The sequence below is a fragment of the Mycobacterium avium subsp. avium genome, assembly GCF_009741445.1.
In the GTDB taxonomy this organism is placed as follows: domain Bacteria; phylum Actinomycetota; class Actinomycetes; order Mycobacteriales; family Mycobacteriaceae; genus Mycobacterium; species Mycobacterium avium.
In genome coordinates this window covers 676,094-698,823 of the sequence record NZ_CP046507.1, presented here as the reverse complement: position 1 = coordinate 698,823, position 22,730 = coordinate 676,094, and the positions used below count along the sequence as shown (strand labels likewise).

The 22,730-nt window shown below is 64.8% G+C and carries 23 protein-coding genes, 1 other RNA gene and 1 pseudogene; 7 read left to right on the top strand and 18 right to left on the bottom strand.

All coding sequences use genetic code 11. From position 1 onward, the window contains the following. Positions 1–17 precede the first annotated feature (17 nt). Genes MAA44156_RS03490 through MAA44156_RS03475 form a run of 4 tightly spaced genes read right to left on the bottom strand, consistent with a single transcriptional unit; the run spans position 18 to position 3,666 of the window. The gene (locus tag MAA44156_RS03490) at positions 18–359 is read right to left on the bottom strand and encodes a hypothetical protein (protein WP_023879602.1); all 342 of its coding nucleotides are present in this window, start codon (positions 357–359) and stop codon (positions 18–20) included. Continuing rightward, on the bottom strand, positions 356–826 hold the full coding sequence (locus MAA44156_RS03485; RefSeq protein WP_023879601.1) for a hypothetical protein: 471 nt from the start codon (positions 824–826) through the stop codon (positions 356–358). The genes MAA44156_RS03490 and MAA44156_RS03485 overlap by 4 nt, the downstream gene beginning before the upstream one ends. Next, on the bottom strand, positions 823–2,196 hold the full coding sequence (locus MAA44156_RS03480) for a phage portal protein (protein WP_009978425.1): 1,374 nt from the start codon (positions 2,194–2,196) through the stop codon (positions 823–825). The genes MAA44156_RS03485 and MAA44156_RS03480 overlap by 4 nt, the downstream gene beginning before the upstream one ends. A gap of 24 nt (positions 2,197–2,220) precedes the next feature. After that, positions 2,221–3,666 (bottom strand): terminase TerL endonuclease subunit, encoded by a 1,446-nt coding sequence (locus MAA44156_RS03475; RefSeq protein WP_317188407.1) that lies wholly within the window; start codon positions 3,664–3,666, stop codon positions 2,221–2,223. 108 nt (positions 3,667–3,774) lie between these two features. Between MAA44156_RS03475 and MAA44156_RS03470 the strand changes: the two genes are divergently transcribed. Together MAA44156_RS03470 and MAA44156_RS03465 are read left to right on the top strand one after the other, a co-directional pair. After that, positions 3,775–4,173: a hypothetical protein gene (locus MAA44156_RS03470; protein ID WP_128971797.1), complete on the top strand. Its 399-nt coding sequence runs from the start codon at positions 3,775–3,777 to the stop codon at positions 4,171–4,173. A gap of 370 nt (positions 4,174–4,543) precedes the next feature. Beyond that, on the top strand, positions 4,544–4,825 hold the full coding sequence (locus tag MAA44156_RS03465; RefSeq protein ID WP_009978428.1) for a hypothetical protein: 282 nt from the start codon (positions 4,544–4,546) through the stop codon (positions 4,823–4,825). A gap of 115 nt (positions 4,826–4,940) precedes the next feature. Here MAA44156_RS03465 and MAA44156_RS23765 read toward each other — a convergent pair whose 3' ends face one another. From MAA44156_RS23765 to prfB, 12 genes and pseudogenes are all read right to left on the bottom strand, one after another. Continuing rightward, a complete protein-coding gene (locus MAA44156_RS23765; protein WP_023879599.1) occupies positions 4,941–5,243 on the bottom strand; it encodes an HNH endonuclease in 303 nt (100 codons plus the stop codon). 1,400 nt (positions 5,244–6,643) lie between these two features. Beyond that, positions 6,644–6,904, bottom strand: coding sequence for a helix-turn-helix domain-containing protein (locus MAA44156_RS03455; RefSeq protein ID WP_128971796.1), 261 nt, complete (start codon positions 6,902–6,904; stop codon positions 6,644–6,646). A gap of 144 nt (positions 6,905–7,048) precedes the next feature. Then, positions 7,049–8,143 carry a tyrosine-type recombinase/integrase gene (locus MAA44156_RS03450; protein WP_009978430.1) on the bottom strand — a complete coding sequence of 365 codons (1,095 nt, stop codon included), beginning with the start codon at positions 8,141–8,143 and terminating at the stop codon, positions 7,049–7,051. 78 nt (positions 8,144–8,221) lie between these two features. After that, positions 8,222–8,589, bottom strand: a transfer-messenger RNA (tmRNA) gene (ssrA, locus tag MAA44156_RS03445). A gap of 89 nt (positions 8,590–8,678) precedes the next feature. Beyond that, positions 8,679–9,523: pseudogene (locus tag MAA44156_RS03440) on the bottom strand (maleylpyruvate isomerase family mycothiol-dependent enzyme). Between the two features lie 75 nt (positions 9,524–9,598). Further along, positions 9,599–10,441 carry an EamA family transporter gene (locus tag MAA44156_RS03435; protein WP_073578835.1) on the bottom strand — a complete coding sequence of 281 codons (843 nt, stop codon included), beginning with the start codon at positions 10,439–10,441 and terminating at the stop codon, positions 9,599–9,601. After that, positions 10,438–10,947, bottom strand: a complete 510-nt coding sequence (gene smpB / locus MAA44156_RS03430; RefSeq protein WP_003874853.1) for an SsrA-binding protein SmpB — start codon at positions 10,945–10,947, stop codon at positions 10,438–10,440. Before smpB ends, MAA44156_RS03435 begins: the two co-directional genes overlap by 4 nt. 2 nt (positions 10,948–10,949) lie before the next feature. Next, positions 10,950–11,843, bottom strand: coding sequence for a permease-like cell division protein FtsX (ftsX, locus tag MAA44156_RS03425; protein ID WP_003874852.1), 894 nt, complete (start codon positions 11,841–11,843; stop codon positions 10,950–10,952). Beyond that, a complete protein-coding gene (gene ftsE, locus MAA44156_RS03420) occupies positions 11,844–12,533 on the bottom strand; it encodes a cell division ATP-binding protein FtsE (protein WP_003874851.1) in 690 nt (229 codons plus the stop codon). Between the two features lie 44 nt (positions 12,534–12,577). Continuing rightward, positions 12,578–13,078, bottom strand: coding sequence for an Rv3103c family proline-rich protein (locus MAA44156_RS03415; RefSeq protein ID WP_009978439.1), 501 nt, complete (start codon positions 13,076–13,078; stop codon positions 12,578–12,580). After that, positions 13,063–14,070, bottom strand: a complete 1,008-nt coding sequence (locus MAA44156_RS03410; RefSeq protein ID WP_029248571.1) for a mechanosensitive ion channel family protein — start codon at positions 14,068–14,070, stop codon at positions 13,063–13,065. Before MAA44156_RS03410 ends, MAA44156_RS03415 begins: the two co-directional genes overlap by 16 nt. Then, positions 14,060–15,172 (bottom strand): peptide chain release factor 2, encoded by a 1,113-nt coding sequence (gene prfB, locus MAA44156_RS03405; protein ID WP_009978442.1) that lies wholly within the window; start codon positions 15,170–15,172, stop codon positions 14,060–14,062. Before prfB ends, MAA44156_RS03410 begins: the two co-directional genes overlap by 11 nt. Positions 15,173–15,344: 172 nt before the next feature. On the opposite strand from prfB, the gene MAA44156_RS03400 reads away from it, so the two are divergent. Then, positions 15,345–16,712 carry an FAD-dependent oxidoreductase gene (locus tag MAA44156_RS03400; RefSeq protein WP_009978444.1) on the top strand — a complete coding sequence of 456 codons (1,368 nt, stop codon included), beginning with the start codon at positions 15,345–15,347 and terminating at the stop codon, positions 16,710–16,712. 71 nt (positions 16,713–16,783) lie between these two features. Further along, positions 16,784–17,215 carry a pyridoxamine 5'-phosphate oxidase family protein gene (locus MAA44156_RS03395; RefSeq protein ID WP_003878829.1) on the top strand — a complete coding sequence of 144 codons (432 nt, stop codon included), beginning with the start codon at positions 16,784–16,786 and terminating at the stop codon, positions 17,213–17,215. Here MAA44156_RS03395 and MAA44156_RS03390 read toward each other — a convergent pair. Further along, entirely contained in the window at positions 17,157–17,621 is a 465-nt protein-coding gene (locus MAA44156_RS03390) for a group III truncated hemoglobin (RefSeq protein WP_011725811.1), read from the bottom strand. The genes MAA44156_RS03395 and MAA44156_RS03390 overlap by 59 nt on opposite strands. Positions 17,622–17,640: 19 nt before the next feature. Then, a complete protein-coding gene (locus tag MAA44156_RS03385; protein ID WP_029248572.1) occupies positions 17,641–18,399 on the bottom strand; it encodes a universal stress protein in 759 nt (252 codons plus the stop codon). A gap of 256 nt (positions 18,400–18,655) precedes the next feature. Here MAA44156_RS03385 and MAA44156_RS03380 point away from each other — a divergent pair, with 256 nt between their 5' ends. The 3 genes from MAA44156_RS03380 to MAA44156_RS03370 are packed head-to-tail and all read left to right on the top strand — an operon-like array spanning position 18,656 to position 22,407. Continuing rightward, complete coding sequence (locus MAA44156_RS03380; RefSeq protein WP_009978451.1) at positions 18,656–20,983, top strand: nitric-oxide reductase large subunit; 2,328 nt, start codon at positions 18,656–18,658, stop codon at positions 20,981–20,983. A 3-nt stretch (positions 20,984–20,986) separates the two neighbouring features. After that, on the top strand, positions 20,987–21,613 hold the full coding sequence (locus MAA44156_RS03375; RefSeq protein ID WP_009978453.1) for a hypothetical protein: 627 nt from the start codon (positions 20,987–20,989) through the stop codon (positions 21,611–21,613). Further along, the gene (locus MAA44156_RS03370; RefSeq protein WP_009978454.1) at positions 21,610–22,407 is read left to right on the top strand and encodes a slipin family protein; all 798 of its coding nucleotides are present in this window, start codon (positions 21,610–21,612) and stop codon (positions 22,405–22,407) included. The genes MAA44156_RS03375 and MAA44156_RS03370 overlap by 4 nt, the downstream gene beginning before the upstream one ends. Positions 22,408–22,730 lie beyond the last annotated feature (323 nt).

The window sequence follows — 22,730 nt, the reverse complement described above, 5'->3', positions numbered from 1 at the left end:
GCGCTCCGGGCGCTGTATTAGCTGTTCGTTGATTCGATCTGGAAAGTCATCCAGCCGAAATCGCGTCCGGTCATGGGGGACGCCTGGTCCCATAGAGAATGTCCGACAATCGCGTATTGCTCGCCGTTAGTCCGCTGAATGCGGTCACGGGGCTTAAGGTCGGCGCCCCGCTTAACGTAGAGTTGCGCGGTTACGCCTGCGGACTCGCCGGACTTGTCGTTGCTTAGGTTGAACTTGGCAGAGCTTTTACCTGACGTGCCCCACGCGAGTACACCCGTGATCGCGCCATGTGGCTGTTTGTTGGGCTCGCCGTATTTGTCGGTTGCGCCACGGTAAATCGTCAGGGTTTCCGTGATCATCGGCCACCGCGCAGCATGCCGAGCAAGTCAACCTCGGCCGGCGCGCCGCCGCGCGGACCCTGCCCGGCATCCCCGCTCACCTTGCGCTTAGCGAAATAAGGCCGGTCGGCTAGCAATGCGTCGATAGCGGCGCTCAGCTTGTCGGCGTCGTCCAGGTGCTCGGCGTCGAACGCGAGGTCTGCCGGATTTTCCAGTCGGCCCGTCGCGGTAACTAACTCCTGGTGTAGTCGCTTAGCCAGCGCGTCGGCGCGCTCCTCGGCTTGCTTAGCCTTGTCGCGATACCCGGCTGATTCTTTACGCAAATCCTCGACGTATGTACGCGGGAAAACGTCATTAGAGCCATCTGTCGGCGTTTCTGGCGCTTCTGGCGCCGTTTCCGCATTATCGGTATTACCCGCAGCCATTTCGTCTGTCTGCGTGTTAATGATTGTGCCGTTTGCGGCGTCGGGCCGCGCGTCGTCATTCATTGATTCTCCTGCCAGTAGTTCGCCATTTGCGCTGTCTGTTGGTGACCGTCTAAAAGCTCGCTGGCCCGTTCGCTGTTATTCTGTGCAATTTCATCATCCGAATATCCGAGTTTCCTTAGGGTCGCGGAGCGGCTTAATAGACCCGACTGGTAAAGCTTCGTCGCGGCGTCGGCTTCTGCTCCGACAGACCGCGAGCCAGCATCGCCCCACTGCACATGTGTGGTTACCGAGTCCACGGCCACGCCATCGCGGATAGCGACGATGAGCTTTGCGACCTGTTCCCACGATCTGCCGAATACGGCTTGGCGCTGCTCGGCGCGGGCGGTCAAGCTTGCCTCGCTGGCCCGCAACGCGTCCGCACTCGACGGGTTCTCTGTGGTGATCCCGACAAAGTGGGCCGGCAGCGCTGACACGGCCATGATCTGGCCAAGCCAGATGTTCACGGCGTTGGCGAAGCCCTGCAAATTGGCGCCGTCGAGCTGGCCGAACTTCGCTTGATCGTTCTCGGACAGCATGAGACGGTTGCCCTCGGGAATCGGGTTAACCGTCTCCATCACCGGGTCGCCGTCTTCGTCTAGGACCGGCTGGCCGTTGTTCTCCAGCTTCGGGCGCTCGACCAGCTCGATGCCGGTAGCCCACCGACGAGGGCGGGCAGTGTATTCCTGCGCCACTGCAAGGTCCGCGAGGGTTTTGTTCAAGCCATCCACGAGCGGAATAAGGTCGTCTATCTCGGAATGTCCGAATTGCCGCGTGAGCAGCGCGTCCCCGATGCTGAGCAAGATGCGGTCGGCGTTGCAGAAGTTCACCACCGGGACCACGCCTAGCGGGTTGTCGAGCACTTCGAGCCGGTCGAACGCGGGCGCCGCCGCGCCCGTAGTGTTAGCCCGCCAACGCTCCACCCGATCCGGCAGATAAACCATCGCCTCGGTCGTCGTCCGGGTACGCCACCGCTTTACCGCGCTCGTAACCTCACGCGTCGCCGGGTCTTTAACCACCGCGACCTGACGCGGACTCTCCACAGTCACCAGCGGTGAGCCGTCCGAGCGTGCCCAACAGATCACGTACGCATCCCCGAAAAGCAGCGCCTCGCGATGCAAAACCACACTCTGTTGGTCAAGATCGTTGGCCAGCCACTCCGGCCATACGTAGGTGCCTTTGAAGCCGATAATGCGTAGTCGTTCGGCAAGGCTCGACACCGCAAGTCTTGGGATGTTGGAGACGATGCGGTTTAGTGCCGGTAGCGCGATCTTGGCTTCGGGGCTTAAGTAGGCCAGCGCTTGCCGACCCGACGCGTAGCGCTCCAATTCGGCATATCGGCCCTGCGGCAAGTCGAGCGTTTGGCACAACTCGACAAGAAGGTCAGAAGTCATTATTCAGTTGTTCTTTCTGCATATTTAGTGGGCGAACGATACTGTTCGCGTACGCGGCCTAGCTTGGCTCGCCAACCAAGTAGCGCGAGAATGCGCCATCATCAGGGCAGTACACAAGTCAATCTTTGGTGCGTGCTTACTCCGATTAACCTTCGCAATACGGATACCCTTATCCGACTCCAAAACCGTCGCCGCAAGAACATGCCGGCGCAAAACCTCATCGCCGGAATGCGTCAGTTGCTCATTCACGGCCGCGCTGCGCAAGTCGTTAGTCGCGGCCGTCTGCCGCGCCGGTGACTGGCGAAATTCCACCATCGGTAAACCCTCTGCGGCAAGTATCTGCGCCGAGCGGGTAAATAAGTACGGGTCAAACGCAATCTCGCGCACTCGCCACCGTTTAGCGGCCTCCCTGATGGCTTGCTCAACGTCGAGCACCGGCACGCGCCAAGCCTCATCGCCGGGGTTCTCCCACGCGTCGAGCCTGTCGAAATGTGGAACCTTGCCCACAGTGCCCACGACAAGAGCGGTGCTGTCGTCCTTCAAGCTGCCATCAAGCGCGATCACAACGTCGGCGCCATCGGGCACAGGGTGCGGCGCCTTCAGCCCATCCCACGTATCCGCGTCGACAAACGGTGACTCATTGGTGGTCACCACCTGGCACAACCGCTTGCGCCGATACTCACCCTCGGTCGTCTGCTTAAGCAACGCCGTAGCGCGGTCCCGGCTCAACAAGTCATCTAGTTGCGGGTTCGCCAGCTCTAAGCAGTGGACACAACTCACCGGGTGATGCTCGAATCCGTCTGCGCTGAACTCATAAAACGCCATCGTCCGGTCGTCCGGGTTCGCGCGGCACGCTTCCCGAAGATCGGTCAATACCGACGTTTCCCGGTTCGGTGGCGTCCCGATGCCCAATGCCATTGCACCGTCGAGCTTTCCGGCACCGAGCAGCAACGTCGACCACGTATCCGGGTCAATCTCGCCCAGCTCGTCAGCCAATGCCAGCGTCCAGGTTCCCAAGCCTTCGATGCGCTTAGCCTCGGCTGGTAGCGCCGTCAAGGTGCTTCGCTTACCCGGCACTTCGATACGGTCCCGATAGACGACGGCTCGGGCCGCCAGCTCGTCGTTAAGTTCGACCATCTGCGCAGCAGGCTTAAGCAACCGCCCCGCCATGCGCTCGTCTACCGCGACGATCGGAATCTCGTTGCCGTCCGGGCCGCAGAACAATTCGTACAAGCCCAGTGCTGCGAAGATGCCCGTCTTGCCCAACCCGCGCGGACCCATGATCGCACCGACCAGAGGGCGCGGGTCCGGGTCGAGAAACGGCCGCAGCATCCCCATCTGCCACGGGCGTAGCCGCATCTTCTGCCCGGCGCCCTTACCCTTGGGCACCACCAGATAGCGCGACGCAAACGCCGCGAAGCGCTCGACACCGAGCTTGCGAGACCGGAAAGGTAACGGCGATTCCTCCACGCCCCCCTTGGGCCCACGGCGCATAGACATATTAGCCGCTCCTTATTCAATTATGGTGGTCATTAAGCATCTAATATGCGCCCGTCCCGTTCCGCTACAATCTAAGTCATGGCAACGGCAGCCCAACGGTTCAATGCGCGCTCACAACCACTCGGCTATGAAACCACGGATGTCAATGGTTTCTATTTCGTCCGTCGTTTAGATAATCCAGACCGAATGCGCGTGTTCCGGGAGCTTGAACACCTCGAACAGTTCATTGAGGCGCTCGAAGAAACCCCGTCATGGCGCCTCGATCTTGAACATGGAGACGTAGACGTGGACCGCGCAACCGGCGTCGTCACCCCGCGCGACGGAAGTGCCTCGTTCAGCGTTCGCGATGCACAGGGTTGGAGCGGGTCCAGAAAACGCCTGTCTGACGACATTATGTTGAACGCCCACTTCTTACACATCTACAGGAATGATCGGCCGCCATACGGCGGAGCTTGGCATAAGTTCGGCGGGCTCTGAATTAATTCGTCCCTGCGCTGGCTGTTCGAGCGGAGCGTTTGCGCCGGTCGGGGCAACCCCCCACCCTCGCGGACCTAAGGTCGTCGATGACTTCACGTTCTACTCTTGCTCTGCTCAACGGCGTTTCGCTCCTGGAACCTGTCACCCTGGCGGCGTAGCTTGACGCTTATGCCGAGTACCGAGGTCAAGGCTTTCGCATGGCTCCCGACTGACGCGGTTTGTGAGTTCGGGGTCCGGATCGAAGAACGCACCGTGCGGACCTATATCGGGTCTGGCCGTTTCCGGGACGAGACCGAGGAACGGTGTTGCCCGAAGTGTGATCCCACGTGCAGTGAGTTTGTGCCGCCCGACGATATGCGAGGAACGCCCAGTGCCGGATGAGCGAAGTGGCAAAGAGAGCCTCAGGATGGCGATTGCCCTCATACGCGCCCGAATGGGCGAACCGAAGCCGCCGCCGTATTCTCTCGAAGACTCGCAGCCCGAAGTAGAGGAGTTGCTTGCCGACTTCAAACGGACGTACGTCGATTACGACGGCATGCTTAAGGGCGGTATGCAGAGCCTCGTCGTGGGGCTACTCATTGAGGTCAGTAGGGCGACGGACAGGAGTCCCGACGAGGTACTGCGGGACCTGGAACAACAGTGGGCCACATAAGGCGTCGGCGCGGTGGAGTCTGCGACAAGTGCGGCGCGCAGATCACCGAGGTAGTCGATGACATGTACGTGCTTGGTCAGACGCCCGGCGTTGATCAGCCGTACGACACCGAGGTTCAGCGTGCTTGGTGCAGTCCGGGTTGTCCTGGACCTAACCCAGCCTGAGCTTGGCAAGCGCGCCGCCATCGTGCCGTGCGTGCTGCGATGGCGTCGAGCACCTGACCGCGTTCCGCGTCAGTGCATCGGTTGCCGCGTCGTCCGTTGCAGGATCGGCAGCGCGTCGTCAGGTTCAGCGGCTCCCATGCGAGGTCGGGTCGCTCGGCTACGGGAATGATGTGATCGCACGTTAGGTCGGTTGTCGAGCGGCAGTCGAGACACCACGGCTGCGCCTTCCGAGTTGCCTTGCTTAGCCGTTTCATGCGCCCGGTGTTTGTGTGGGGATGCCCTTGTGGCCGTAGCCGTTTTGGTGCGCATTGTCCGCATCGGCTGCCCTTGGGTATCAGCATTCCACACCGAATGCATGGCCGGTTCATTGCTTGATCGGGTAGCGCATGAGCGGCGGCCGAGGCTTCGGCCGGCATTCGTTACACCGCGACCCGCTCGCGATTAGGCATCCGCAGCCGATGCAAGGCCGTTGGATGCCCGTGGACATCTAAGCCCACTTGCGTACCGGCCGCTGCTCTAGGAAATCTGAGTGCGCCACCAAACCGCGCCCAATCGCGAAAGCGTCCTGGCTCGTCATAGGCACGATAATTCCGCCATCGGGCGTGTCAATGCGCAATCCGATAAGCGCTTTGTCGTCGCCCTTTGAGACCAGGAAGTCATAGCGAAGCGGTTCAAGCAGCGTGTCATTGTTAGGCGTCATCTTTAGTGTCCCGTTCTAGTTAGTCGGTTAGGTATCTATGCCATGCGATAGCGCATCAGTCGGGCCTTAGCTGGCGAGGCAGAACGCGTGTCATGTTGTGCCACTCGTATTAGCTCGGCTAGTTCGCTGTCGCTTAGGTCGGTGATCGTTAGGCTCAGCCTGCCGTCCTGGTCCCGGCCGACTTGCACATTTGCCATTTGGTGTTCTCCCTTTTTTATTGTGTGCGTGAACGGCGCCGCGTGCCGGAGGATTAAGGCGCGGCGCCGTTCGGGTCTTGTGACGCCCATACGGGCGATAGCGGCGCCCATGACGGGAGCGTGCCAATGCCCGGCTCGTCCCGCAATCCTCGCGGTGCTTTTTGCCGGCTCGGCGCGTAAGAAAACTCTCCTCCATGCCCTCTAACGCCGAGCTCCCATGCGGTCCGTGAAGCGTCAACCATCATCCACTCGGCTATCTGGCGCGCTTTGTTGGCTTCTCGCCATTCCTCGTCCAGCTCGCGTACAAGGTTGTCTGCTGCACAGTTCAGCCAGTCGCCGTCAAGGTGACGTACGTGCGTAAACAGTTGGAGTGTCGGCGAGATTGGGCCGTGGAAATGCCAGCACACTAGCTCGTCAACGAAGCGCTCCCGGCCACCGTCATATTCGTTGTACGCCGGGAGTATCGGCGGGTAGGCAGACGGACCTAGATCAATGATCGGCGGATTCCCGTGCGGCTCAACTTCTCGCCGCTGGTAGTAGAGCTTTCCGTCTGCGTCTATCTGCCAGTGTGGCGCGTTCGCAACGTTCTTACGTTTGGGGCGAGGCTTGCAATTACGGCCGCGACTATTGTCGCCAAAAAGTCCTTCTACCTCTAATCTATCGAGGCGACCCTCAGATTCATGCGCTTTTGGGACATTTGTGACGGATGTCACGGTAAGTACTCTTAAGTCGCATTTTTTTGTCATTATCGAGCCTGCTATACGTTCAGCAGCGAACGCTTGCCTAAAGGCTTAAAGATCGACCCGGCATTGGGGGGCGCCCCCTTGCCAGATTGGTTGAATTGTTCATCGATCCACGCCAGCACATCGACCTTGCGGTACATAACCCGACCACCGATAACCGCAGAACGCGGGCCCTTTATCCCCTTGGCCCGCCAATCCTTGAGGGTGTTAATCGGTACGCGCGTAACCGCTGACGTTTCCTTTTGATCCATCAGAACATAATCATCGCTCGACATTCGGTGTTCTAATCTGGTGAATGCTGGTCGGCGCCCCCGCGCCGCTCCCCCGGGCCGTTCACCCCGTATCCCGTTGCTCCGTATCATCACATACGAGTGCTGACAAATAGATGAGATGCCAAGGGGTTTGTGATGGGGGCCACGCTACCCAAGCATTTTGCCGATAGCCTCAGCGGCAACAACGTGGTCGTTCCTGTCCAAGTGCCCGTAACAGTCCACCGTCGTCTTGATCGACTCGTGCCCTAAATGGTCACGGATCAGCGGCAACGGGGCGCCGTTTTGGATCATCCATGACGCGCACGTATGCCGCAGGTCATGGACTCTGGGTCGCTTCGCTAAGCCGTTCTTCTGCGCCTTCGCGAGTGATTTGTACCAGACGTTCGAACGCCACGAGTAGATACGGACCGGCCCGCCATTCGTGCCGGTAAATAGCCACTCGCCGCCGTAGTCAAGTTGATCTAGAACCGATTTGGGGACGTTGATCGTACGCACCGACCTTTTGGTCTTCGGGGGACCCAGCTCGTAGCCCGACCCGGCACGCTTCCACGCACGAGCGATTCGCACAGTCGACGCTTCGCGGTCAACGTCAGATGGCCTAAGCGCCAACGCTTCGCTAGCCCGACACCCGGACGCCACCAGAAACTCCACCAACGGCCGGTAGTGAGCACTAAACGCGGCCTTAAGGGTCTGGAACTCGTCACGGGTCAGGCACACCATTTCCTGCTCCTCAGTGCGCGGTAGCCGGATGCCCTGGCATGGGTTGGCGGCTAGGTGCCCATCTTCGACTGCCCGCTTTAGCGCTCCTGACAGAAATCCGTGCTTGTTCTCAATGGTGCCGCCAGCGGCGCCCGCCTCAAACATCTCGTTGACCCACTCGGCTATGTCTTCGCGGGTGAGCTTGCCTAGCGGGATCGCGCCGAGCGGCGGCCCAATGTCGCGAGTCGCGTACCGCTGGTACTCGGAGATGGTTTTCTTCTCGACACCGGTCAAGCTCCCGATGTGGCGATCTAGCCATTCCGCTACCGTGAGTGCCGACACCGCCCGCTGGGTGTCTGCGATGCCGGCCAGTTCTAACGCGCGCTCCGGGCCATGCGAGTCCACCAGGGCGCAGAAGCGCTTCGCCTGCTTTTCGTCGGGAAAAGTTACGGACGACTGGCGACTGCCACGGCCGCCGAGCCGGTAGGTGACTCCGTAAACCGTGGTGCCGTCGTTGTGCTGACGCGCGCGGATGAATGCCATGCCGCAGCATCATAGCGCCATCCCGTGCTGACGCGGTGCTGACTGCTTTTGTACTTACTATTGTTTGTGCAGTTAGAGCAGTGGAGCTGCCGGGAATCGAACCCGGGTCCTACGGCATTCCCTCAAGGCTTCTCCGTGCGCAGTTCGCTATGCCTCTACTCGGATCTCCTGGTCACGCGAACAAGCCAGGATGACGATCCCAGTCGCTGTTGGTGTCCCGATGAGTCCCGCGACCGAACTCATCGGTGGATCCCTCTAGCTGACGCCAGGCTCCGGGTCGAGGGCGTTCCCGGGCTGACGGACTAGCTGTCGCTTAGGCAGCGAGAGCGTAGTCGCGCTGATGTGAATCGGCGCTTATCTATTTGCAACGACGCTTACGGTGGTCAGTTGCCTGCACCGGCACGCTTCCCTTGATTCGATGCGCGAAGTCGAAACCTTTCAGCCCCTCGCATCCCCGCCGACTTTCGGCAGGACTATCAATGGTACATGCCTATCAACCAGCGGCAACGGCATTATGTTCCCCGCCGGGCGGCGATCAGATCACGAAATTGAGGCGCGCCACGACATGGCTGGCCAGGCCTTTGTCTCCGCCGAGTTCGACGGTTTGGTCGCGCGCGGGGCACATCGGGCGCCCGCCGGCGAGCCGGGTGAACTGCAGCCCGTCGCACCGGATCGTCGCGGTCGCCTGCTCGCCGGCGAAATCGTCGACCACCGTGGCGCGGCCGTCGACGCTGACCCGGATAACGCGGGCCAGCGGACCGGTGAGCTCGAACTGCACGCGGGCGCCCTGCGGGGCCTTGGCCAGCTTGCCCACGACGTAACCCATGGTGGCGGCGATCTCGTCGACGGCCAGCGACGCCGCCGGGCCGGCGAGATCCGCGTCCGAGGGCGGCCGCCCCAACGCCACGCGGATGTCCTGCTCGTGCATCCAGCAGTCGAACACCCGGATCCGCATGAACCGGCCGTAGCTGTCCGGGCCGGTGGGCGTCATCGTCACCGCGTCCCACTCCTCGTCGGACATGCTCGTCAAGGCCGCGCGCCGATCATCGGTGATCGCGCGGAAACTTTCCAGCACGTCGGCGTCGGCGTGCGCGCTCAGATGACGCACCCAGCACTCGTTCATCGCGCCGATGTCGTTGCGCACATGCTCCAGCGCCGAGACGTCGACGTCGGGTTCGGGTGCGGCGATGCCGGCGAGGAAGGACTCGGTGCCGATCATGTGCGACACCACGGCCTTGACGTCCCAGCCCGGCAGCGGACTCGGCGCGCGCCATTGGGTCTCGGACAAGCCGGCCAAAGCGCATCGATGCCGTCCCAGACGGCGAAAAGGCCGGCCAGCACGGCGGACTTGTCGACCTTGGTGACGAGACGATCGGCCATGGTCACCGATCGTAGGCCGCGGGACTCGCCGCCGACACCGGCCGTCGGGCCGACGCGTTAGACCGACACCAACCGTCAGGCCGACGCGATCATCGCCACCGACCCCATGGCCAGCACCATGCCGATGCCCTGCCAGCGGGTCACCCGCTCACGCAGCACCACCATCGCCAACACCACCGTCGCGGCGGGATACAACGAGATCAGGATGCTGGCCAAGGACAGCAGCCAGGTGTGCAGCGCGGCCAGCATGGTGATGTTGGCGAAGATGTCCAGCACGGCCACCGCCACCGCCAACCGCAACGGCCGGCCGCGCGGCATCTTCAGGTTCTGGCTCGTTCCGGCCATCGCGAACACCACCAGGCTGGCGGCCACCCGTGCGAAGACCAGCGGCCAGAGTTTGCAGGCGTGCGGCGCCTGATGCAGGAACACCAGGTTCAGGCCCATCGCCGAACCCGCAACTACTGTGAGCCAGGCCACTTTTGGGGTGAACCGATACGGCGTCCCCTCGGCGGGGGCCTCGCGGCTGACCAGCATCACCGCGGCCAGCGCCAGCACGACGCCCACCAGGGCCGCCTGGCCCGGCCGCTCCCCCAACGCCATCCCGACCGCGACGGGCACCGCGGCGTTGAGCACCGCCGCCAGCGGTGAGACCACCGAGATCGGCCCGGATCCCAGCGCGGCGAAGAACGCCCACATGCCGAACGCCATGCCGATGCCATACAGGCCGCCCCACAGCAGGGCACCGGGATGAATGGGCCCGCCGACGAAGATGGCCAGCGCGCCCAGCAGCAACGTCTCGATCGGGTAGGCGACCAGCATCACGCGCAGCGCGGCTACCCGCCGAGCTGCGACGCCGCCCACGAAATCGCTGACGCCGTACGTGACGGCCGACAGCTGGGCGTAAGCGGCCCCGATCAGATCATCCCCTTTGTTCGGCGTCCCAGTTGACGAACGACTTCGCGCTGTGCGTCGCGCTGGGCCAGGTCCTGGCGTTTGTCGTAAGCCTTCTTGCCGCGCGCGAGAGCGAGCTCTACCTTCACTTTGCCCTCGGAGAAGTACAGCGACAGCGGCATCAAGGCGAGGTTACCATCCCGGATCTTGCCGACCAGTCTGTCGATTTGTTGCCTATGTAACAACAACTTTCGGTTCCGGCGTGGGTCGTGATTGGTCCAGCTACCGTGTTGATACTCCGGGATGTACAAGTTGCGCAACCAGACTTCACCGTCGTCGATCGTTGCGAACGCGTCAGCTAACGACGCTTGGCCCTCCCGCAGGCTTTTGACCTCGGTTCCTTGCAACGCCACCCCGGCCTCGTACGTTTCGATGATCGAATAGTTGTGCCGCGCTTTGCGATTGGTGGCAATGATCTGTTTGCTGCCACCTTTGCCGCCCGCCGCTTTGGCCCGGCCGGAACCCTTGGCCACAGCTACCGCCGGATGTAGAGGCGCAGGGTGGCGTAGGCGGTCAGGCCGGCGATCGACACGCCGAGCACGAACAGCCACGGCGAGATGTAGAGGATGTCGGCATAGTCGACCTTGGCGATCAAATGTGCTTGGTAGAACTGGCTCAGCGCGTTGTCCAGGAACCAGGCCCGCACCAGAATCAAGCCGACCACCGCGATGGCCACACCGATGGCCGCGGCCAGCATCGCCTCCACCAGGAACGGCAGCTGGGTGTACCAGCGGCTCGCGCCGACCAGCCGCATGATCCCGATCTCGGTGCGCCGGGTGTGCGCCGCGACCTGGACCATGTTGGCAATGAGCAGGATCGCGCCGACGGCCTGCACCAGCGCGACCGCGAACGCGGCGTTACGCAGCCCGTCCAGCACCGCGAACAGCCGGTCGATCAGATCCTTCTCGTTGAGCAGGCTGCGCACCCCGGGCTGGCCCTGCATCGCGGCGTCGAATTCCGCGTGCTGCTCGGGGTTGTTCAGTTTGACGATGAACGACGCCGGAAACGAGTCCTTGCCGGCGACGTCCTTGAACTCCGGGAACTTCTTGATGGCGTCGTTGTAGGCGTCCTGCCGGTTGACGAACCGCACCGATTTGACGTCTTGACGGGCATCGATCTTGTCCCGCAACGCCTTACACGGCGCGGATCCACAGGTCGCGTCGTTGGCGGAGATGTCGTCGGTCAGGAACACCTGCGTCTCGACGCGGTCGAGGTAGATCTCCCGGGAATTGTCGGCCAACCGGACCACCAGCAGGCCGCCGCCGAACAGGCCGATCGAGATCGCCGTCGTCAGGATCATCGCGGCCGTCATGGTGACGTTGCGGCGAAGCCCGGTCAGGACCTCATTGAGCAGGAAGCCGAAGCGCACTTACCGGTCCATCCCGTAGATGCCGCGCTGCTCGTCGCGAACCAGCCTGCCCAACGACAGCTCGACGACGCGCTGGCGCATCGAGTCGACGATGTGATGGTCGTGCGTCGCCATCAGCACCGTCGTCCCGGTGCGGTTGATCCGCTCCAACAAATCCATGATGTCCTTACTGGTGTCGGGGTCGAGGTTGCCGGTCGGCTCGTCGGCCAGCAGCACCAGCGGCCGGTTGACGAACGCGCGGGCGATCGCGACCCGCTGCTGCTCGCCACCGGACAGCTCGTGGGGCAGCCGATTGGCCTTGCCGGACAGGCCGACGGTCTCGAGCACCTCGGGCACCACCCGGTTGATCGCGTCGGTGCGTTTGCCGATCACTTCCAGCGCGAACGCGACGTTCTCGTACACGGTCTTTTGCTGCAGCAGCCGGAAGTCCTGGAACACGGTGCCGATCACCTGGCGCAGCTTCGGAATGTGGCGGCCGCGCAGCTTGTTGACGTGGAATTTCGATACCCGGATGTCGCCGGTGGTCGGGTTCTCCTCGCCGAGCAGCAGTCGCATGAACGTCGACTTACCCGAACCCGACGGGCCGATCAGGAAGACGAATTCACCCTTGTCGATCTTGACGTTGACGTCCTCCAGCGCCGGGCGCGCCGACGCTTTGTATTTCTTGGTGACGTGGTCCAGGGTGATCATCACGGCACGCCAGTGTAGCGGTGAATTTCGCTGGCAAGCGAAAGTCAACTGGCCGGTGGTGGCGACGTCGGCGTGGGACCCGGCCCTGGCTGAGGTTGCTCCGGAGCGGGCGTGGACGGCGTGGTACTGGGCGGGCAGAACGGCGCCGGAAGGATGCACGGCAGCTTCGGCAACTGGAACGGCGGCGTCGTTGTCGTCGTTGTGGTGGTCGTCACCGGCGGTGGCGGGGGCGGTGGTGTCGGCGTGCTGGTCGGGGTCGGCGTGTAGGTGACGGTGGCCGGCGGCTGCTGCAGCCGGCTGCGCGGCACCCAGGTGTAGTTGGGGTCGGGCACGAAGCCCGGCGGCACCACCTGCTGGGCCGGCGGCTTGGGCGCCGGTTCCGGGCGGTAGGTGTCGTAGACCCACCACACCAGCAGGAAGGCGACGATCAGGACGAACGTCGAGGTGCGCATCCGCCCGCCGAAGACGTACTGCGGCCAGCGGTGTTCGGCCTCCGTGTCATCGTCGCTGCCGCGCTTTTCCAGGATGTTCAGGGTGAACTCCAACGCTTCTGCACCGCACCTTGGACGTCATCGTCGGATTGCTGTTCGGCGGCCTGGGCGGCCGGCACGCTGGCGTCTTCCACCAGCCCCACCCGCGCGTCGGCCGCGGTGACGATGCCGGCACGGGCCAGCGCCCGAATCACCAGCACGCGCAGCTGCCGGCCCACCTCGAACTGCTTACCGGGCAACGTGCGCGCCACCAACCGCAGGGTGACGGTGTCGACCTCGATGCTTTCCACACCCATCACCGTCGGCGAGTCCAACAGCAGCTGGCCCAGCACCGGGTTGTCCATCGCGCGGTCGCATTCCTGGTGCAGCACCTCGTTCACCCGGTTCAGGTCGGCGGTGGTCGACACCGGGATGTCCACCACCGCGCGCGCCCAGTCCTTGGACAGGTTGACCACCTTGACGATCTGCCCGTTGGGGATGGTCAGCACCTCGCCGTCCGGGGATCGCAGCCGGGTGACCCGCAATGTCACGTTCTCGACGGTGCCGCTGGCCTCGGTGGCGGCGACGACGGTCAGGGTGACCAGGTCCCCGAAGCCGTACTGCCGCTCGGCGAGGATGAAGAAGCCGGACAACAGATCCTTCACCAACTGCTGGGCGCCGAAACCCAGCGCGGCACCGACCACGGTTGCCGGCGCGACCAGCCCGCCCACCGAGAACTGCAGGATGCTGGCGATCTGCAGCATCACCCAGATGCCGATGATCACGACCGACACCCAGGAGATCACCGACGCCACGGCCTGACGGTGCTTGGAGGCTTCCGAGCGCACCAGCGCGTCGCTCTCGACGAAGCCGGTGGTGAGCTGGCGGCTCACCTGCAGGGCCACCCAGTTGACGAACCGGGCCGCCAGCACGGCCGCGATCAGCACCATGACGATCCGCAGACCCCTGGTGATGATCCACTCACCGAGTTCCCCCCGCCAGAAGTCATGCCAGCGGTGCGCCGCTGTCGTCATGGCTCCGGCGAGAACGCTTGTGTTATCCGTCATCTTTTCTGTTGCGCCAACGGATTCCCGCTTCCAGGAAGCCGTCGATGTCTCCGTCCAGGACGGCCGCGGGATTGCCAACCTCGTACTCGGTTCGCAGATCCTTGACCATCTGATAGGGGTGCAGCACGTAGGAGCGCATCTGGTTGCCCCACGAACTGCCACCCTCGCCTTTTAACGCGTCCAGCTCAGCGCGTTCTTCGGATCGCTTGCGCTCCAACAACTTTGCCTGAAGCACCCGCATCGCCGAGATCTTGTTCTGCAACTGCGATTTTTCGTTCTGGCAAGTCACGACGATACCCGTTGGGATGTGCGTTAAACGTACCGCGGAGTCGGTGGTGTTCACCGATTGGCCGCCCGGCCCGCTGGAGCGGTAAACGTCAACGCGCACATCGCCTTCCGGGATGTCGATGTGGTCGGTGGTCTCCACCACCGGCAGCACCTCGACTTCGGCGAACGACGTCTGACGCCGGCTCTGGTTGTCGAACGGGCTGATGCGCACCAGCCGGTGCGTGCCCTGCTCCACCGACAGCGTGCCGTAGGCGAACGGGGCGTGCACGGCGAACGTCGCGCTCTTGATGCCGGCCTCTTCGGCGTAGGACGTGTCGAACACCTCGACGGGATACTTGTGCTGCTCGGCCCACCGGATGTACATGCGCATCAGCATCTCGGCCCAGTCGGCGGCGTCCACCCCGCCCGCGCCGGACCGGATGGTGACCAGCGCCTCGCGCTCGTCGTACTCGCCCGACAGCAGGGTGCGCACCTCGGTGGCCTCGATGTCGGCCCGCAGCGCCTTGAGCTCGGCGTCGGCCTCCGCCAGCGCCTCGGCGGCGCCCTCGCCCTCCTCCGCGGCCAGCTCGTAGAGCACCGGCAGATCGTCCAACCGCGCGCGCAGCTCCTCGATGCGGCGCAGCTCGCCCTGGGCGTGGGACAACTCGCTGGTCACCCGCTGGGCGCGGGCCTGGTCATCCCACAGCTGCGGATCGGACGCCTCGTGCTCGAGCTTCTCGATGCGGGCGCGCAGACCGTCCACATCGAGCACCCGCTCCACCGTGGTAAGGGTGGAGTCGAGGGCGGCGATGTCGGCTTGACGGTCGGGTTCCACAGCCGACAACGTTACCGGGGACCGCCAAGCGGCCCCGCCACCGGCGAGTGCTGAGGTCACGACCAGCGGTCATGCGTTTAGAGTCGAGTCACGATCATGTGCGCCCGCGTTGCGCGCCCGCCAATCCTGGCAGCCCCCGGCGCGCGAACCGGGCCCGAATAGAAGGTCGAGAATGCGCCCATACCACGTTGCAATCGTCGGCTCCGGACCGTCCGGCTTCTTCGCCGCGGCCTCGCTGCTGAAGGCGGCCGACGGGTCCGAGCACCCCGACATCGCCGTCGACATGCTCGAAATGCTGCCCACCCCGTGGGGGCTGGTGCGCTCCGGGGTGGCGCCCGATCATCCCAAGATCAAGTCGATCAGCAAGCAGTTCGAGAAGACGGCCGCCGATCCCCGCTTCCGTTTCTTCGGCAACGTCTCGGTCGGCGAACACGTGCAGGCCAGCGAGCTCGCCGAGCGCTACGACGCGGTCATCTACGCCGTCGGGGCGCAGTCCGACCGGGCGCTGAACATCCCCGGCGAGGACCTGCCGGGCAGCATCGCCGCCGTCGATTTCGTGGGCTGGTACAACGCGCACCCCAACTTCGAGGAGGCCACCCCCGACCTGTCCGGTTCGCGGGCGGTGGTCGTCGGCAACGGCAACGTCGCACTCGACGTCGCCCGCATCCTGGTCACCGACCCCGACGTGCTGGGCCTGACCGACATCGCCGACCACGCGCTGGAGTCGCTGCGGCCGTGCGGGGTCGACGAGGTGGTGGTGATCGGCCGGCGCGGGCCGCTGCAGACCGCCTTCACCACGCTCGAGCTGCGTGAGCTCGGCGAGCTGGACAACGTCGACGTGATCGTCGACCCGGCCCAGCTGGAGGGCGTGACCGACGAGGACGTGGCCGCGGCCGGCAAGACGGCCAAGCAGAACATCAGCGTGCTGCGCGATTACGCGAAACGCTCGCCGCGTCCCGGGCACCGCCGGATCGTGCTGCGGTTCATGACCTCGCCGATCGAGATCAAGGGCGACGGCCGGGTGGAAAGCATCGTGCTGGGCCGCAACGAGTTGGTCACCGACGAGACCGGGCGGGTGTCGGCCCGCGACACCGGCGAGCGCGAGGAACCGCCGGTCCAACTGGTGGTGCGCTCGGTCGGCTACCGCGGCGTGCCCACCCCCGGGCTGCCGTTCGACGAGAAGACGGCGACCATCCCCAACACCGGCGGCCGGGTCGAGGGCAGCCGCAACGAGTACGTGGTGGGGTGGATCAAGCGCGGGCCGACCGGCGTCATCGGCACCAATAAGAAGGACTCCCAGGACACCGTGGACACGCTGCTCGCCGACCTGGCCAACGCCGGCCCGGACGGGCTGGCCGACTTTCCGGACGACCACGCCGACCGGCTGGCCGACTGGCTGGCGTCACGTCAGCCGAAGCTGGTCACCACCGCGCATTGGGAGCTCATCGACGCGCACGAGCGGGCGGCCGGCGAGGCGCGCGGGCGCCCCCGCGTCAAGCTGCCCAGTTTGGCCAAGTTGCTGCGGGTCAGCCACGGCTGAGCGGCCGTCGTCGCCGCCGAGAGGACGAACGGCTCTACTGATTCGCGGTGATTCTCCGTAGCTTTGAGGGCGTGGGTAGCGACGAGCCGGTGCAGGTGCTTTCCGAGGACGAGAACTGGCGGCTGTTGGGCAGCGTCGCGCTGGGCCGGCTGGTCACCAACTTCGCCGGCGAGGCCGAGATCTTCCCGGTCAACTTCGTTGTGCAGGACCGCACCGTGCTGTTCCGCACCGCCGAGGGCACCAAGCTGTTCTCGGCAGTGGCCAATCACGCGGTGGTCTTCGAGGTGGACGACCACAACCTCGTCGAGGGCTGGAGCGTCATAGTCCGCGGTCGTGCGCGGCTGCTGAAGACCGACACCGACATTCAACGGGCCGAGCGGGCGCAGTTGTTGCCGTGGACCGCGACGCTCAAGCCGCACTATGTGCGGATCACCCCGACCGAGGTCACCGGTCGTCGCTTCCGGTTCGGTCCGGAGCCCGATCGTCACGAACCCGTTGCGTGACAAGCAATTCGGGTGAATCGGCACCGGTCAGCCGGCGGTGCATGGCCCACGCGATGCGGGCGGCCTGAATCTTGGCCCGATCGGCCGCCGGTCCGCGATACATTTCGTCGACGGTGATGTGCCACAAGGTGAGCCAGCGTCGGAAGTGACGATCCGACAGTGGCGCGCGCCGGTGGATGTCACGGTGCGCCTGCAACGCGCTGCCCCGGTAGCGTCCCGCCCGGAACAGCACCGTCTCCCAGAAGTCGCACATCGTCGGGACATGGTCGTCCAGCCCGGTCGCCCGCAATCGGGCGAAAGGCTCGGCCAGCACCTCGTCGTCCAGCGCCCGGCCGTAGAACCGGCGCAGCAGCGCCTCCACGTCGGCGCGGTCGCGCAGATCCGGCATCGTCAGTCCGCTCACCAACCCCCTCGATCCGTCCCGCTCACAAGTTGCCGCAGCGCACTGCCAGCACGGAATGACCGGCGTGGCAGAGGGCCTCGGCCCGGTAGGCGTCGGTGACCAGCAGCCGGCCCGCCCGGTGGTCGGCGCGCAGGTGCTGCTCCACGCCGCCGGTCAGCACCGCCGACTCGGCCTGCACGTCGGGATACAACCGCATCCACCGCGCCAGCCTGCGCTCCAATTCCACTCGGGCAGAAGGGTTTCCCACCGCGCACAACCCCACCCCGCGCAGCCGCGCCTCCTCGAAGGCGTGCCGCAGCACCGTGCCGTTGTCCACTTCGGCGACCACGCCGCTCACCCGGGCCGCCGCCGGCAGGCTGGGCGCCTGCTGGACCACCGCGACGGGGCACAGCGCCGAGCGGACCAACGACGTCGCGATCGCGGGCCCGCCGTGGCAGGCATGGTTGAGCCCGATCTGCCCGACGCACAGCATGACCGCGGACCGGGACTGCTCGAGCAGCTGGAAAGCGGTATTGCCCCAAAGGATTTCGGTCTCCACCTTGACCGGTTGAGCGAAGGCGTCGACGGCGCGATGCGCATCGGCCAGCGCGGCCCGGGCGGCGGCGAGCCGGGTGTCGGGCTCGTGCCCACCGGGCGCGCCGTGCGGATCGATCACGTAGACCAGGCGTAGCGGAATGTCGCGGCCGACCGCCTCGTCGATCGCCCAGACCGCCGCGTGCATTGCCGCCCGCGATCCGTCGACGCCGACCACGATCGCCGGGGCCGGATACGCAGTGCTCATCGCGACTTCCTTCACAGGGCGGTTCGTGGGGCGTTTCGCCACACCGTTCGCATTCAGGCTATTGCGCGTAAACCGCTCTCCCCCAGAGGCGTTGGTCCCCAAACAGGTGCCATAAGACCCTAGGGAACCCCGACACGCGCCGAATTCACTGTTGCCATCGCACCACCGGCCATCGAATATTGGTTGCGGACGTAACCAGGTTCGATATGCGAGACAGCGAGACCACCGCGGCCCCTAGACGAAAGAGACCTCGCGCATGACCGCTCCCGAGACCTCCGCTCAACAGACGTCGTCGCAGCCGCTGGTTTCAAGGGGCTGGATCCAAGGTGTCGCCCTGGTCATGATTTTCGGCTTCCTGGTGATGGGCATCCTGGCCTATCGCACCTACTCGGCGTCGATGCCGATGCCGGACAAGGTGGTCAGCGAGTCCGGGCGGCTGCTGTTCACCGGCGCGGACATCACCCGCGGCCAGGAGCTTTACCAGGCACGCGGGCTGATGGAATACGGGTCGGTGCTGGGCCACGGCGCCTACCTGGGGCCCGACTACACCGCCGAATATCTGCGGACGGCAACGCAGGATGTCGCCGACCAACTGCGGGCGCAGGGCGTCGCCGACCCGCGCGAGCGGGTAGTCACCGAGTTCCGCACCAACCGCTACCACCCCGACACCAAGACGCTGGTGTTCACCGACCGGCAGGCCGCCGCGTTCGACCACATCCAGGATCGCTACGGCGCCTACTTCGGTGAGAACTCGACGAAATACGGCCTGCTGCCGCACATGATCACCGAGAAGGTGCAAATCCGCGACCTGACGGCATTCTTCGCCTGGACGGCGTGGGCCGCGGCTGCCGAACGGCCCGGCCACAAGTACACCTACACCAACAACTGGCCCGCCGAGCCGCGAGTCGACAACGGGCCGACCGCAGCGGTGATCGTCTGGTCGGCGCTGTCGCTGGTGGCGCTGCTGGGCGGCATCGGGGTGACGTTCGCCGTGTACGGGCGGTGGAGCCAGAAGGTGGGCTGGCACAGCGCCGAGACGTCCACCCTGTCCTTCCGCCAGCCCGGCGACGTGGGCCTGACGCCGGCCCAACGCGCCTGCGTCTGGTTCTTTGCGATCGTGTCGGTGCTGTTTTTGGCCCAAACGCTGCTGGGCGCGGCGGCCGAGCACTACCGGGCCGACCTGTCCAACTTCTTCGGCCTGGATCTGGCCCGGGTGCTGCCCTACAACCTGGCCCGCACCTGGCATCTGCAGCTGTCGCTGTTCTGGACCGCCGCCGCCTTCCTGGCCGGCGGCATCTTCCTGGTGCCCTTCATCGCGCGCCGCGAGCCCAAGCGCCAGGCGCTGCTGGCCTACATCCTGCTGGGGGCGGTCGCGGTGGTGGTGTTCGGCTCGCTGATCTGTGAGGCGCTGTCGATCTACGGTGTCATCCCGGCCGGCGGGCTGTTCTCCCAGCAGTGGGAGTACCTCGACCTGCCGCGGCTGTGGCAGATCCTGCTGATCGCCGGCATGTTCATGTGGATCGCCATCATCTGGCGCGGCATCCGCGGCCGGCTCAAGGGCGAGTCGAAGATGAACATGCCGTGGCTGTTCTTCTTCTCCGGGCTGGCCATCCCGGCCTTCTACACGGTGGGCCTGCTGGCCGGCAGCGACGCCCACTACACCGTGGCCGACTTCTGGCGGTTCTGGGTGGTGCACCTGTGGGTGGAGGACTTCCTCGAGCTGTTCACCACCGTGATGGTGGCCTACATGTTCGTTCTGCTCGGCGTGGTGCGCGAGAAGATCGCGCTGGGCGTGATCTTCCTCGACGTCATCCTGTATTCCGCCGGAGGCGTCATCGGCACCATGCACCACCTGTACTTCTCCGGCACCCCGGTGGAACACATGGCGCTGGGCGCGTTCTTCTCGGCCGCCGAGGTCATTCCGCTGACCTTCCTGACCGTCGAGGCGTGGGCGTTCCTGCAACTCGGCGCACGCCAGCAGTCCGGCGACGCCAACCCGTTCCCCCACCGCTGGGCGGTCATGTTCCTGGTCGCGGTCGGCTTCTGGAACTTCTTGGGGGCGGGCATCTTCGGCTTCCTGATCAATCTTCCGGTGGTGTCCTACTACCAGATCGGCACCGCCCTGACCGCCAACCACGGGCACGCGGCCATGATGGGCGTGTACGGCATGCTCGCCGTCGGCCTGGCCATGTTCGCCTTCCGCTACGTGATCCCGGCCGACAAGTGGCCGGAGAAGCTGGCGCGAATCTCGTTCTGGTGCATGAACATCGGGCTGGCGTGGATGGTGTTCGCCACGCTGCTGCCGTTGGGCGTGCTGCAGCTCTACCACTCGGTCAACGACGGCTACTTCGAGGCCCGCTCGCTGGGCTACATCACCAAGCCCGGCAACGCGGTCCTGGAATGGCTCCGGCTGCCCGGTGATGTCATCCTGATCGCCGGCGGCGTGCTGCCGTTCGTCTGGATCGCCTGGACCGCGCTGCGTAACTTCCGGTCCGGCACCACGGTTCAGGAGTTGCCCGAGCACCCGCTCTACACCGAGTCCCCGGTCATGTCCGAGGCCGGCGCCGCTGCGGCGAAGGATTGACCGGTGGGTGCACCGGCCACCACGGTCTGGTTGATCGCCGGGTATTCGCTGGCCCTGCTGGTCCTCGGCTGGGGCTTCGACGTCATGGCGCGCCGGGCCTCGGCGCACGCCGCCCGCTGGCGCACGGGCCGATTCACCTACCGGCCCGACCACGACGCGTGGATCTGCCCGCAGGATCATTGGCTGTGGCCGACGTCCTTCGACCCGAAGCACCGGGTGATGCGCTACCGCGCCCTGCCTGTGGTGTGTAACAGCTGCCCGGTGAAAGCGGAGTGCACCAGCTCCGAGCACGGCCGCGAGATCAGCCGCGAGGTCGACCCCTGGCCGCATTCGGATGCCGGCCGGTTCCATCGCGGGATCGCTTGCTGCGTAGCCGGATTGGGGATCGTGTTGCCGCTGGCCACCTTGGTCACCAACCACTCGGCGGCGGACGCGCTGGTGTTGACGGCCACCGTGCTGCTGGTCGCGCTGCTCGGCCTGCCGCTGGCGCGTCACCTGTGGAACACCCCCTCCAACGCGCCGCAACACCTGCCGCACCGCACCGCGATCGAGGACCAGGTGGCCGCGGCGATCGACCGGTACTCCACCCGCTGGGGCGGCTGGAAGAGCAAGGAGGACAACGCAACATGACCACCTTGGTGATCGCGCTGATCGGCGCCGGGATCGTAGTGCTCGTCGTCCTGGGTTTCTGGTCGCTGGTGGTGCTGCGCGAATACGAACGCGGCGTGGTGTTCCGGATGGGGCATGTCCGCCCGCTCTACGGTCCCGGATTGCGGTTTCTGATTCCGCTGCTGGACAAGATGATTCGGGTCGACCAGCGGCTGGTGACACTGACCATCCCACCACAAGAGGTGATCACCCGCGACAACGTGCCGGCCCGGGTCAACGCGGTGGTGATGTTCCAGGTGGCCGATCCGCGCAAGGCGATTCTGGCGGTGGAGAACTACGCGGTCGCCACCTCGCAGATCGCCCAGACCACGCTGCGTTCGCTGCTCGGCCGGGCCGACCTGGACACGCTGCTGGCGCACCGCGAGGACCTCAACAACGACCTGCGCACCATCATCGACAAGCAGACCGAACCGTGGGGCGTGCAGGTGCACGTGGTGGAGATCAAGGACGTGGAGATCCCCGAGTCGATGCAACGGGCGATGGCCCGCGAGGCCGAAGCCGAACGCGAACGGCGCGCCAAGGTCATCAACGCGCGCGGCGAGCTGCAGGCGTCCGAGGAGCTGCGCGAGGCCGCCGAGACCCTGTCGAAGAGCCCGGCCTCGCTGCAGCTGCGCTACCTGCAGACGCTGCTGGAGTTGGGCGCCGACCAGAACTCGACGGTCGTCTTCCCGCTGCCGGTCGACATCATCACCCCCTTTCTGCGCAACCCGGAGCTGCTACAGGGCGTGGTCGACAACGTCGGCCGTCCCGGGTGACCGCTGCCGCCGACCTCTTAGGCGCACGCCAAATAACAAGCGTGCCAAACACTTTGGGTATCAGTGGGGCGCCGGGCGGGTCGGGCAGTAGGTTAACGGACAGTGAACGTAGGATGAATTAAGGCTGAATTCACCCCGGGTGGTCGTGGGGAAATGGGGAAAACGCCGCACGCGTCGTCCGCACCTGCGACGTTTGAAGGGCCCGAGACCGAAAGCCTGCTGCGATGCCCTGTGCGCATGCCCCGCCGACCCGATAAGCGCCACGCCCGTTAAGCCGCGTGGCGCCATCGCGCCGGGCTGCCCATCACCGACGCGGGGTGAGC